Below are 12,546 nucleotides of genomic sequence, written 5' to 3'. Positions count from 1 at the left end.
GGATGGCCTTGTGCCTCTTGAATTTCCCATTGTCGCAGGAAGTGCATTAAGCTGGACTGATCGAAAGCAGTGCCAGCACAGTCCCGTGTATGAAATCGTCACCGGCCCGGTAGGTCCCACTTGAACGTGATTGAAAACAGCCCCTTCACTCGGAAACTGGCGGGATACGTAACGTTGTCCCCGGCAGAGCTTGAGGTTCTGAAACGATTGCACAAGCGCCGCCGGTCCTTTACGGCGGGGCGAGATCTCGTGCAGCAGGGGCAATCGGAACAGGCAGCCTACATTCTCTCAGAAGGTTGGGTCTGTTCCTACAAGGTCCAGCGAGATGGCACGCGCCAGATCATTGATTTTCAGATCCCGGGTGATTTCCTGGGCCTGCGTAGCGTGCTCTTGCGCACGTCCGATCACAGCTTTGAGCCGGTTACCGACATCCAGGCCATCGAGGTTCTGGCGAGCGACCTGCTTGAAGCCTTCGCGCAGACGCCTCGCCTGGCAAACGCGATCCTGTGGGCCGCGTCACGGGACGAAGCAATGGTGGTTGAGCATCTTGTGAACGTTGCCCGCCGCGACGCAGGTGCGCGCATGGCGCATTTTCTGCTCGAACTCGGCGCCAGGTTGGCCCTGGTGGGCATGGGCAGCAAGGCAGGCTTCGAGTGCCCGTTGACGCAATATCATCTTGCCGACGCACTTGGATTAAGCGCAGTCCACGTCAATCGGGTCTTGCGGCAATTGCGGGAAAACCAACTGCTGACTTTTCGAAACGGTCACGTGACGTTCGACAATCGGCATCGCCTTGTCGAACTTGCAGAGTTCGACGAGGCCTACCTCGATCACACAGGGCCGGTGCTGAAATAACTGCTGCGGCCGTTACCGGATCGCGCTCCCGACCTTCCGGATCCTTGCTCGTCGCTGGATGAGATCGCCTCTCTGGCTTGGCCTTCGGCCCAAAAAAGAGTTGTCTCTGTGAATTGCGGTCCGGCAAGTGAAAAGGGCCGGAAACCGCACGTTCTAAAGGAGCGAGCGAACACAGACGAATAAAAGTCTCCAGACTAACCTGGATCAGCCTGCGTCATCAAAGTGCCTGATAATGTTATCGGCAAGATCGCGTCTGCGGGCACTTTTCCTTGAAAAGACTCTCATTGCGATTGCATGACGCAACCATCAAACAGATTGGCGGCATCCAACATGAACACGCGATCAACCAGATCGACTGTGACGTTCTGCCATCCTTTCACTTTAAAGGGTCATTCAGACGTCTTGCCTGCAGGCGACTACGAGGTTCTCGTTGAGGAGGAGGAGCTGCAGGGTGTGAGCTTTCTGGCCTACAGAAAGAAGGCAACCTACCTGATCATTATGGGCCACGGCAGGACCGAGATGCGGGAAATCTCCGGAAACGATCTGGAATCCGTGCTCAACCGAGACCAGCCCGCCAACGATGACGCATAAAACAGCAAGGCGTTGCCTGCTCCAATGGAAGGACCTAAAATGAATATTCCCGAATGGCTTAAACCTGTCGCGTATGGCGTCGTGATCGGCGCAGTTGCCGTAAGCACTGTGGGATTTTTCTGGGGTGGCTGGGTAACGGGTGGAGGCGCGGCAAAGATGGCGAACGCGCAGTCGCATGATGAGGTGATTGCAGCGCTGGTGCCGGTTTGCGTAAGCCTGTCCCAAGCCGATACAGAACGCGCCGCAAAGCTGGCGAAGATTCGTGAAACCTCTGCATACCAGCGCAGGAACGTGCTCATGGAAACTGGATGGGCGACGGTTCCTGGTTCGGATAGCTCGGACCGGGATTTGGCGCAGGCCTGCCTGGCTGCGCTCGAACTCGACAAATCCTGATCGGGAGCGCTCATCGTGCCAGAAAGTGTAGTTGGTTCAACGCCTGCCGAGGACGTCCAGCTTCAGGACCAGGCCGCAGTGGATACAGTTGCTTACTACGTAAAGGAAGGTCTCACGCTCAAGGACTTTTTTCGCCGTAAACAGCGCAATAGCCGAAGGGAGACTTTTGTCATCCAGTCGGCGGAAAATGAAGACATACAGGTCGTTATCGACGAGCCGGAACAAGAGCGAAGTCTGCCGGTGCGTCCCGACCGAGATTGACTTAATTCAAGGGCAGCGAAACGTGTCCCGGCGATCCGCCGGGCGATGCGGGTTTCCGGTGCTTCCCCCCCCACACACATAGAACGAGAGCGTTTTGTCCCGCTCTCAGCCGGTGCGCAGGCAATTCTCGCCAAAGAAATGCCATGACACCGGAAAACAACTGTTCTCACCGTTTTGGCCCATTCACGTCTATGGCTTCCACTGACCGGACGTGCCCGGCGGCGCATCAAGATCAACACGAACGGCACGTCTGCCAATCAGCGTTTTAGGGTGTGGACCCAGGAACATTGACAACCCAGCAGGGATGAGCACCGGCGAATATGACTGGTGCAACGGTCAGTCGCTGGCTTTTTGTGTCGCCGCTTGCAGCTTGGCAATGTCCTCCTCCGAGAGCTTTGGCCGGTCGACCTTGATCGTCAGCTTGTCGAGTTTGGCGGTCAGGGGGAATGGCGGCTGGTAGTCGGCGTCATTGACCCCGGTCAGAGTGTCCGAGCCGATGTCGAACGCTTCGTCCCATTGCAGGATGATCGGGATGGTCTTTTCCATTTTCCTGGTGTCAACCGTCTTGCCATCGACCTTGAGCGTGCCTGTGCCGGATCGGCCGACCCCGCTCATGTTGTTGAAAGCAAGCGTTCCTGCGCCCAATCCGTCGTACTTGAAGCCGAACTCAAGCGTGTGTTTTCCCGGCGACAGTGCTTCCTTGCCCTCCCATTTGATCCTCTCCAGATCAACGAGGTTCCAGAGGAATATGGGTTTGCCATCCAGCAGATAGAAACCGTAGCCCGCAAAACGGCCTCCCGATGTCAGGATCATGCCTTCTGCGCCGCCTTCCGGAACGGTCAGTTCCGCGGTGATCGTGTAGGAGCTGTTGAGAATGCCCGGTGAATCACCCTGCGGCAATCCGGTCATGGGCCTGGTATAGACGAACTCTTGACGGCCAGCGGTGATGTTTGGACGCGGTGCCGCGACGCGCGGGCCAACCGAGGCGTCGAGTGGGAATACCTGATATCTGGTTGCTTCCCTGATGAAGGTTTCCTTCAGGTCCCGAACCTTGTCGGGATTCTCCGCGGCAATATCCGTCGTTTGTGTCGGATCGGTGTTGAGATTGTAGAGCTCGAACACCTGGTTGTTCAGGGGATCCTCATTGGCAGGGCCGAAAGCATCCCAGGGCGCGCGGTTTACCTTTGTGGCAAGGAACCAGCCGTCTTGCCAGAGGCCCCACTGACCGAACATCTCGAAATACTGGGTGTCACGGGGGGGAGGTGCGCCGGCATTCGCCTTGTCGAACAGATAGGCGAAGCTCTTGCCGTCCATCGGGGTCTGGGTGATGCCGTCGACGGACTGCGGCGGGGCGATGCCGGCAGCCTCGAGGATGGTCGGCACCACGTCGATCACATGCAGGAACTGATCGCGCCTACCACCCTTGTCGGTGATCTTCGCAGGCCAGGTGACCGTCATGTTCTGCCGGATGCCGCCAAGCTGCGAAGCGATCTGTTTCATCCAGGGGTAGGGCGTATCGAATGCCCAGGTCCAGCCGACGGCCATGTGGTTATAGGTCGCCTCCGTTCCCCAGACGTCGTACCACTTCATCTGCTCTTCGGCGGGAATGGCATTGATGCCGTTGAAGTAGGCAACTTCGTTTGGAGTTCCGAGCAGGCCCCCTTCGGCGCTCGTGCCGTTGTCTCCGTTGATGTAGATGATCAGGGTGTTTTCGTATTCGCCGATATCCTTCAGAGCCTGAACGACGCGGCCGATTTCGTCATCCATATAGGCCGAGTAGGCGGCGAAGACATCGACCTGACGAATAAAGAGCTTCTTCTCGACATCCGTGAGCTGATCCCAGTTCTTGATCTGGTCGGTCGGCCAGGGCGTGATTTTCGCATCTTTCGGAAACAGCCCCATGTTCTTCTGGTTTTCGAAGATTGTTTCCTGAAGCTTGTTCCAGCCATCATCGAAGAGATGCATGGCGCTGATCTTGTCGACCCACTCCTTGGTCGGGTGGTGGGGCGCATGGGTCGCGCCGGGTGCGAACTTGACGAAAAACGGCTTGGACGGATCGATCTGATGCATCCGGGTGATCCAGTCGATGGCATCGTCCGCCATCGCAGTCATCAGGTTCCAGCCGGGTTTGCCATCGAAGGGATAGATCTGGGTCGTGTTCCGGAAAAGGTTCGGCTGCCACTGGTTGGCATCTCCGCCAACGAAGCCGTAGAAATACTCAAATCCCATGCCGGTCGGCCACTGATCGAAGGGGCCGCTCTGGCTGGCCTCGAAGGCGGGCGTGTTGTGGTCCTTGCCGAACCAAGACGTGTTGTAGCCATTGTCGAGAAGGATCCTGCCGACCGTGGCTTTGTCTTCGGTGATGATGCTGTTGTAACCGGGATAGCCCGTCGATTGTTCCGAGATAACGCCGAAGCCGACGTTGTGATGATTTCGCCCGGTGATGAGAGCGGCGCGCGTGGGCGAACAGAGCGAGGTCGAATGAATGCTGGTGAAACTCAATCCGTCCGCTGCAAGCGCATCCATGGTCGGATGAGGAATGACACCGCCAAAAGTGCTTGGAATGCCCCAACCGGAATCATCGGTGATTATGAGCAGAACGTTCGGTGCTTCGGCAGGTGGCACGACACGGGGAGGCCACCACTGGGTGGAGTCCCCGGCTAGCGTCTCGATCTTGCCACCGAAAGGTTGCGGAGGTGGCGGCAACTGCAGTCCGTTGAGAGTGGTGGTGGCGTTCGGGGCACCGGAAGCTGTTTGTGCCTCTGCCTGAGCCGCGACGCCAACCAAAAGCGTAAACCCGAAAACGCTCGTCATAAAGACTTTAACTGAATTCATTTCTGCCTCCCACACTGACACTGACCAGTCAGTCTTCGCGTGTATTGGAATGCTTCCGGGACCTGAAGAAAACTCAGCGTAAAATTTACGTATAGGAAGAATGCCGAAAATCAAGGTACAGCAAAATTTTCGAACCGGAACTACGCAACGCTACGTATGATCTAATATTTTTACAAGAAAAAGTACATTCCACAATTTTGAATTGATTTTTTGTCCTCGGACTCGCACCCTCGTCAAGGGCGATCTTCCTCAGATTTCCTGAAGTCCTGAAGAGTTTTTTGCTGGAAATGATAAGAAAGGTGAGCTTATTGTTTTAAAGTAATATTATTGAGAATATTTGTGCTTGTTTTGGTTTTTTCTATGAAGGCGAGATGGTTAAACTGATGATCTCCAGTTAATTGAGTGTTTTCTGACGTCGGAAATATTCGATGACTTCCTTGTGGCGATGTCTCGCATTCAAAAATCATTTCAGTCGCAGTGTCCGTCTTTTCTGGCGCTAGATCGCTCCGAAACAGTGTCTATTAAGCCACGCCCACGGGATTTGTTTTCTTCAATTTAAAACTCAAAGTGCCCTTTAGTTAGATTCAAGCTAAATTTGAAGATGGGTGAAACGAGTGACATTTCGTGGTTCAGTTGCAAAGTGAGAAGGTAGAATGTTGAAGTCCCATCTTTCCAACGCTGTCGCCTTGACTGCACTTCTCATTTCCCAGGCGCCCGCGCTCGCCGCCGATCTCGCGGTCGAGCCGCCAGTAACACCTGCGCACATCGTGGAAGACAGGTGGAATTTCAGCGTCACACCCTATTTCTGGATGGCAGGTCTTGGCGGCGAAACCTCGGCGGGCGATGACATCAGCATGCCGTTCAACAAGGTGATCGAAAACCTGAGCTTTGCAGTGATGACGTCGATTGCTGCCGAGAAAGGCCGCTTCGGTGTCTATTCCGACCTGATTTACATGAATCTTGAAGGTTCCAAGACCACGACGGCGAAAATCGTCAGAAGAACTTTCGACGCAAGACTGAATGCCACGATCCAGGGCTTCATCACGACCAATTCTGTGGGCTACAAGATTGTCGATACGCCAAGCACCGGGATCGCCGGTTTCGGTGGCTTTCGGTATCTGTGGTTGAGCACCGATCTCGATTTTTCGCTTGGCAACTTCAGCGCCAGCGCAAATGACCAAGGACAAGTCATCGACGCCATCGTGGGCTTGCGCGGGGAAACCAAGATAACCGACCGCTGGTCCGTTGCCTATTATGGCGACGTTGGCACCGGCCAGTCGGACGTTACCTGGCAGCTCTTCGGCGCCATCGGCTATGAAATCAAGAACATCGACCTCTTCGCAGGGTATCGATACATCGGATGGCGGTTCGATGACGTTGCCGGCCTTGACGCTCTCGATACCTACGGCCCGGTCCTCGGCGCACGCTTCAAGTTCTAGTTTCACAATTCCTGGGCTCGCCCGCGAAACGGCGGCACCCCATCAGAACCTGATATTGATCCTTGCGTTTGCTCCCTGGTCCCTTGCGTTCTCCCCGAAGGCTCCCTGGTAGGAAAGGCCGAGCGTGGTGCGGTCGGTGATGGTGAGGGCAAGTCCTGCCTCGACAAGGGCTGTGTCCCGGTCGAGGGGCACACCCTGGACCGTGAAGGGATCAAGACCGGACAGGGCCATGCGCTGATCGGGCGTCAGATCACCTATGGCGTGGCGCCAGCCAAAGGCGCCGGTGAGCGCCACCGAGACACCGTCGGTGGTCGCAAGCGTTTTCGACATGCGAAGGCCGAGCGTGCTTGAGCCCAGAAGCTGGCTGGAGCCATCTCCGGTGAGCGCCAGGGCGGCGGAGCCCTGCTCCTGGAAGGCGTCTGTCTGCTGATGCAGGAGCGCTAGTCCGGCGAAGGGAGAGACCAGCAGCCAGGGTGTTTCCAGGGCATAGGAGGCTTCGCCGAACACTTGCGCGGTCCGGGACCAGTAGTCCGCCGAGAGCGTGTCCTTCAGGCTGCCTACGGCAACGGCGCGCTCGCTTGTCACATCGTGCCAGCTGTAGGCGGCGCCGAAGGTGAGACCGAGGTCGGAAAGGCGCACCCCGCCATAGGCGCCAAGGGTGTAGCTGTTTGCATCCGCCGAGGAAGCCCGCGCGGAAACGCTGGCCTGGCTCTGGCCGAGACCGGCCAGCACGCCGAAGCGGGCCTGGGGCCAGGCGGTTGCCTCAAGCCCGACGAGGGCGCCGCCGGTGCTGCGCGAGAGCGTGGCTGCATTGCCATCGCCGTCGAGCTTGCCATAGGCCCCGTAGGCGCTGCCCCAGGTGGTGAGGCTGAAGCCTGAACCGGTGCCCAGACCTGGACCCCGCGGGCCGACCGGACCGTTGAAGGCGATCTCGGGCATCTGCGAAAAGCCGGCAAAGGCATCGTGAATGCGGCTGGTCACCGTGTCGCGCAGCCGAGCACTGTCGTTGAGGAACAGTGACGGCAGCGAGGCATGGATCTCGCCGGACAGGCTGCCATAGGCACGTCGTGCCTGGGTCTCGTTCAGGCCCGCAACAGCCCGGTAGAGATCGCTGGTGGAGGCAAGCCCGCTGAGGGAACCTGCCACCGCCCGCTGGTTGGCGGTGCGTGCCACATCGGCAAAGCTTGTGTCGTTGCGGATCAGATCCAGGGTCACCGAGGTGGCGCCATAGGACAGCTCGGAATTCAGGAAGGCGAAGCTGTCGGTGACACTGTCGAACGTGCCGGAGACACCGCCTTTGGCGGTCAGGATGGTATAGCTGGTCAGCGGATTATAGGTGAAGCTATCGCCGCTGCCGCTTTCCGGACCGACGCGGACCGTGCCGCCCGCAATCGTCGCGGTGCCGCCAGCGGCGATCTTGTCGGAGTTCCCGGCGCTGTCGACTTCCACGTCATAGATCGAGCCTGCGGCAAAGGAGACGTTGCCGGACACAGTCAGGGTGCCGATGGAATTGCCCGGGCTGACCGTGCCGCCGGAGCCAAGGCCAAGCGCGCTCAAGGTGCCGGAACCCCCGATGGAGCCACCTGTCACCTCGATCATCCCGCCGAGGGACCCATTGACCGTGAGCCGTCCGGCGGAGACCTTGGTGGTGCCTGCAAAGCCGGAGCTGTCGCCGGTCAGGGTGAGACCGGCCGCGCCTTGCTTGATCACATCGCCAGTGCCCGAGAGGACGCCCGCGAAGGTGCTGTCACCAGAGGAATTGACCGTGAGGTCTGCGGCGCCGAGCGCAACTTCACCGCCGGAGCCCTTGAGCGAAGACATGACAAGGTCGAAGCCGCTCAGGTCCAGAACCCCGCCGTTGACGGTATAGGCAGTGTTCCGGGCAAATCCATTCGCTGAACCGGACTTCAGGATGCCTCCATTGACTGTTGTCGTTCCGGAAAAGGACGAATTGTTGCCAGCCAGCGTGGTGGTGCCGGAATAAACCTCCAGCGACGCATTGCCCGAGAGGTTCGGTGCGAAGGAATAGGCGCCGCCCGTGTGATTGAAGACGATCGTGGCCGTGCCATCTCCAGAAGTGACAGAGGCTGCGTTGATCGTGCCCGGGGTGGCCGCCGTGTCCCCTGCTGTTGCGCCAATATTGAGCGTGGTTTTACCGGTTGCCAGATCCGACAGGAACATCGTGCCGAGGCCGGAACCGATCGTCACCGCGCCGCCATCCGCGACGGTGAGGGTTGCTTTTCCGCGGGAGCCGAAACGAAAGGAAGTGGAAGCCCTTAAATGACTGCCCGCACCGGTTACCTTGACCGTGCTGACACCGGTGGCCTGGCTTGAGCTTGAGAAGAGCGCTGTATTGACCTGTCCGCCGTCGGCCACAAGCAGACTGCCTTCGCCGTTGACGCCGATCCAGATTGCCCCGCCGGCGCCATCCCATGTGCTGCCGTGGGTAACGGTGACCGAGCCACTCGAACCGCCCTTGTATCCGAGATAGGCATCTTGGGTTTTCAGCATGCCGCCGGTCGAGACAAAAACCGTGCCGGTGCTTCCGGCGTTGAAGCCTGCGTGAAAATCTCCTGTTGTGGTATGCGAGCTGACTGGTCCATAGATGGCGAGCGTCCCCTTGGAACCCCGTCCAATATAGGTTTCTCCGGCCGTTGCCTTGGCTGCGTTCGCTATCTGGAGCCTTCCGTCGCCAGTCGTGCCGACCGAAAGGGTCGCGCCGTTGTTCCAGGTGGTACCTGTGTCGACAAGGGTCACGAAACCCTCCAGCCCACCGGTCCCACTGATATTTGCGCTCGAGCTCGTCAGGGTGCTGCCGTTGGCCAGATTGAGGGTTCCGCTGCCTACGGTAAGTGCGGTGCCATCAAGCTCGGCGCCGTCCATCACCAGGGTGCCACTGTCAACATCCAGCTTGGAAGCGGCCGCTCCGGACGTTCCGTGCAAAGCCCAGGTGGACGTGCCGGACTTGGAAAGCGCCTCAAATCCCGTGTACTGGCTTCCCAGATCGGTCAGGTCGAAGGACGCCCCCGCCCCACCGCCGAGGATCAAGGTATCGGCCGAACCGCCGGCCACCACGTTGCCGGTGATCGTTGAACCGGCCCACAGTTCAAGTGAGTTTGTGCCTGACGTGAATTCGATGGCATTGGCGCGAACGCCGCCGCCGGAGAGCCCTCCGGAAATCGTCCCTTTGTTGACGATGGTCAGGTCTGAGCCCGTGATGCCGGCTGCGCCAACACCTTCGCTTCCGGCAGGCCCGGTAATGCCAAATGCGGAGCCGCCGCCTCCACCCCTGTGGCCGCCCGCACCGCCGGTGATCGTTCCGCTGTTTTCAATGACGAGACCCGTGCCCGCGATGCCCGCGCCACCCTCACCGCCGTTGCCACCTCTGCCGCCATCTACAATCGTAGCGTGGCCGCCACGCCCACCGTTGCCACCGCTTCCACCCGTTATTGCGCCTTGGTTTTCGAGTTTGAAATCGCTGCCTGAAAACGCCGCCGCACCGTTGCCGCCGCCGCCGCCGTTGCCCGGTGGGTTGTGTTCAAGGCCGCCGCTGCCGCCCGCACCGCCATTACCGCCGGTTGTCGAGCCGGACAGGGTGAGGGAAAACCCGCTTCCAGAGAGCGCGATCGCTCCCGCCTCTCCTGCTGTCCCGTTGGTGCCACCCGATCCGCTGACACCGTTTGCCCCTGTCTCGCCGGCCAGCGTGCCCGACAGGGCAGTGGTAAGGGCATTCGTGGAGGACTCGCCAGACAGAACCAGCGACGTGCCCGAAGCCGCGAATGGCGAACCGGAGATCTCGACCGGAGCGCTCGCCCGAACCGTGACGTCCTGCGCAAAGGCCGGCAATGTTCCAGACACGGTAATGGTCGAGACCGCGGGATCGATCTCGATCACGTCCCCGCTGGCGCCTGCGCTGGCAATGGCCCAGCTCAGAGACCCGGCGACAGTGCCGCTGCCGTCATCGGTTGCTTCTGTAACGGTAAAGGTCGCGGCGCTGGCAACGTGAGGCAGCGCGACAAGCAGGGTGGCGGCGCAAAGGGCGGTGGACAGGCGGAGCCGGGCCGACAGCCGCGGCAGAATACAATGAGCGGAAATGGTTTTCATGAACGTCTCAGCGACAAAAGCAGGCAGGCAACGGCAAAGAGGCACACACGGAGTGGCGCTTCAGGCTCGCGGGAGCTGAGAGGGCGTCAAATCGGGGCATGGGACCTCCCTGGTGGTTTCAGGTGGAACCATGCGGATGCAAGGAGGCCGTTGCTGTGCGCGCCGGCCCCGCGATTGAAATATTTCGCGAGGCATGGTCCGAGACCGTTTTTTGCCGCTGCTTGAGGTGAGGCGCTATCCCCTGTTTAGGGGTTATTGTTTGAAATCAATCCCTTGCCGAGCCAGAGTGCCATCAGCACCGAACGGCTGGACACACCGTATTTGCGGAAGATCCGCTTCACGTGGTCGTGGGTGGTATGCGGGCTCTGGTTGTTCTGCTCGGCGATCTGTTTTTCCGTCAGGCCAAGCAACAGGCCTTGCAATACCTGCTGCTCGACCGGGGTCAGCGGGGCGCTTGCCACGCCAACGCCTTCTCCCAGCATCTGATGCTTGAAGAACCAGCGAATACCGCGCAACGCGTGGGAGACGATTTCCTGATCATCCGTAGTGAAAGGCTTGCTGGCGAAGCTGCGATGAAAGCCGATCTGGATTTCCGCATCCGCATTGATCGGGATGCCTGCCCAAAGGGAATCCTGCCGGTCGAGCGCCTTGTAGTAATTTTTGTAGGAAGGTCCTTCGAACCACTCCGGCGTGGCCAGTTCCTTCAGGCTGAGGACCCGGAAAGTCCCGGCCAGCTCCACGTTGCGTGTGGTGGTTATGTCCGGTTCGCCCTTGTCCATTTCCTCGAAAGCCGCGTCAATTGCCGCACTGGTGTTGTCGCAGGGGGTGAGGGTGAAGAGCGTGCGCGGGCGCCAGCCTTTCATCGGATCGCGCGAGTGGGGTGAGCTCAATCGCACACAGCCGATCCAGTCCGCGTTCTGCGCACCAATCAGGCTGCAGACCGTCTCGAGCAGGAACCGGCGGGAGACATGGATGTCGCCGACGTCGTAGTCGGCCAGGTTGTCCCAAAGCATGTAAATGCGTTCGAGTGACGTCGGCGTAATCGGCATGAGGTTTCCAGGCGAGACAGAACAGGCGAGTTGCAATGTGTCTGGATACCCCCCATCACCGGCAATAAAAAGGGCCGCATGCATCCTTCCCAAGGTTTTCAATCGGAAAGCATGCTGCCGGAGTTAAGCCAGTTGTTTCATCTATTTAGCTTTATTTTCCGGAAGTGCCCTTTTCAGCCCCAGAGCGCGCGCCGATTTGTTCCGTTCCGACTTCGACTTTCCATTTCCAGAACATCAGTTTTCGGGAACCGGGCCTGGGGCTCCTGATGTCTGGCTTGCGGGCGCCTTGCTGACTGGCAGGTTATAGCAAGACTGGGCGATCTTCTCTCGAGCCCTTGGCGGGCTGACGGCTGTCGGCGGCCGGAATGGCGAGAGGGGTTCATCGACGGGTGTGCAAACCTACTTGGCGGCCTTTGGGCATGTGTCTGACCAGCTAGGTGTGGCCCCATAAACGTCGACGAAATGGGACCGCACCCTAATCGGAAGAAGATCGGAGAGGCCATTCATCGGTCAATTTGGTTTCTGCGCTGCGGCCCACCTTGCCGACAGATGCAGCAGGATGATGATCATCGCAATTGGAACCGAAACCGAGATCCAGACCATTGGAATGCCAAGCGTGTCGGCGGTGAGGCCGGACTGCCGGGCCAGGTAGCCTTTGTCAAAGCCGCCCCGCAGACCGACGAAGCAGAAATAGATCACCGGCAGGATGAACGTCAGGATCGCCGCACTCTGGATGGCCTCGCCCAGCAGGCCGAGAAGATGCGGGCGCGGCGGAAACACGCTGTCCAGCAACACTGCGTCGGACTTTGTCTTGAATGACAGCGTCGCACCCAAGAGACCCGTCCAGACCATGGCGTAACGGGCAATATCTTCCGTCCAGACCGGGGGGGAGGAGAATACATAACGAGCGACGATCTGGATCATCACGGTCACGAACATCAGGCAGACAGTGAGAACTGCCACCGAACGCACAGTCCGATGGACGCCATTGCTGAGGGTGATGATGAACTTGCGCATGT

9 protein-coding genes are annotated in these 12,546 nt (G+C 59.0%); 5 read left to right on the top strand and 4 right to left on the bottom strand.

What is annotated here, in order from left to right; genetic code table 11:
• Positions 1–174: 174 nt before the first annotated feature.
• The 4 genes from SIAM614_RS23030 to SIAM614_RS32140 all read left to right on the top strand — a co-directional run bounded on the left by SIAM614_RS23030 (position 175) and on the right by SIAM614_RS32140 (position 2,100).
• Positions 175–855, top strand: coding sequence for a Crp/Fnr family transcriptional regulator (locus SIAM614_RS23030; RefSeq protein ID WP_208984081.1), 681 nt, complete (start codon positions 175–177; stop codon positions 853–855).
• Positions 856–1,185: 330 nt separating this feature from the next.
• Positions 1,186–1,446, top strand: a complete 261-nt coding sequence (locus tag SIAM614_RS23025) for a hypothetical protein (protein WP_040440899.1) — start codon at positions 1,186–1,188, stop codon at positions 1,444–1,446.
• A 39-nt stretch (positions 1,447–1,485) separates the two neighbouring features.
• On the top strand, positions 1,486–1,839 hold the full coding sequence (locus tag SIAM614_RS23020) for a hypothetical protein (protein WP_040440897.1): 354 nt from the start codon (positions 1,486–1,488) through the stop codon (positions 1,837–1,839).
• Between the two features lie 15 nt (positions 1,840–1,854).
• On the top strand, positions 1,855–2,100 hold the full coding sequence (locus SIAM614_RS32140) for a hypothetical protein (RefSeq protein WP_157140028.1): 246 nt from the start codon (positions 1,855–1,857) through the stop codon (positions 2,098–2,100).
• Between the two features lie 336 nt (positions 2,101–2,436).
• On the opposite strand, the gene SIAM614_RS23010 is transcribed toward SIAM614_RS32140, so the two are convergent.
• Complete coding sequence (locus SIAM614_RS23010; RefSeq protein WP_157140027.1) at positions 2,437–4,935, bottom strand: arylsulfatase; 2,499 nt, start codon at positions 4,933–4,935, stop codon at positions 2,437–2,439.
• A gap of 653 nt (positions 4,936–5,588) precedes the next feature.
• Between SIAM614_RS23010 and SIAM614_RS23005 the strand changes: the two genes are divergently transcribed.
• Positions 5,589–6,374: a hypothetical protein gene (locus SIAM614_RS23005; protein ID WP_006938323.1), complete on the top strand. Its 786-nt coding sequence runs from the start codon at positions 5,589–5,591 to the stop codon at positions 6,372–6,374.
• 42 nt (positions 6,375–6,416) lie between these two features.
• On the opposite strand, the gene SIAM614_RS32550 is transcribed toward SIAM614_RS23005, so the two are convergent.
• The 3 genes from SIAM614_RS32550 to SIAM614_RS22985 form a co-directional block, all read right to left on the bottom strand.
• Positions 6,417–10,478 carry an autotransporter domain-containing protein gene (locus SIAM614_RS32550; protein WP_006938321.1) on the bottom strand — a complete coding sequence of 1,354 codons (4,062 nt, stop codon included), beginning with the start codon at positions 10,476–10,478 and terminating at the stop codon, positions 6,417–6,419.
• A 245-nt stretch (positions 10,479–10,723) separates the two neighbouring features.
• Positions 10,724–11,527, bottom strand: coding sequence for a helix-turn-helix transcriptional regulator (locus SIAM614_RS22990; protein ID WP_006938319.1), 804 nt, complete (start codon positions 11,525–11,527; stop codon positions 10,724–10,726).
• A gap of 510 nt (positions 11,528–12,037) precedes the next feature.
• Positions 12,038–12,544, bottom strand: a complete 507-nt coding sequence (locus tag SIAM614_RS22985; protein ID WP_006938317.1) for a TRAP transporter small permease — start codon at positions 12,542–12,544, stop codon at positions 12,038–12,040.
• Between the last annotated feature and the right edge of the window lie 2 nt (positions 12,545–12,546).

The sequence above is a fragment of the Roseibium aggregatum IAM 12614 genome (assembly GCF_000168975.1).
Lineage (GTDB): Bacteria > Pseudomonadota > Alphaproteobacteria > Rhizobiales > Stappiaceae > Roseibium > Roseibium aggregatum.
This window is presented reverse-complemented; position numbering and strand designations above follow the sequence as displayed.

Coding starts and splice junctions, on each gene's coding strand:
- SIAM614_RS23025 (WP_040440899.1), top strand. CDS start 1,186: ATGAACACGCGATCAACCAGATCGACTGTGACGTTCTGCCATCCTTTC.
- SIAM614_RS23020 (WP_040440897.1), top strand. CDS start 1,486: ATGAATATTCCCGAATGGCTTAAACCTGTCGCGTATGGCGTCGTGATC.
- SIAM614_RS23010 (WP_157140027.1), bottom strand. CDS start 4,935: ATGAATTCAGTTAAAGTCTTTATGACGAGCGTTTTCGGGTTTACGCTT.
- SIAM614_RS23005 (WP_006938323.1), top strand. CDS start 5,589: ATGTTGAAGTCCCATCTTTCCAACGCTGTCGCCTTGACTGCACTTCTC.
- SIAM614_RS32550 (WP_006938321.1), bottom strand. CDS start 10,478: ATGAAAACCATTTCCGCTCATTGTATTCTGCCGCGGCTGTCGGCCCGG.
- SIAM614_RS22990 (WP_006938319.1), bottom strand. CDS start 11,527: ATGCCGATTACGCCGACGTCACTCGAACGCATTTACATGCTTTGGGAC.
- SIAM614_RS22985 (WP_006938317.1), bottom strand. CDS start 12,544: ATGCGCAAGTTCATCATCACCCTCAGCAATGGCGTCCATCGGACTGTG.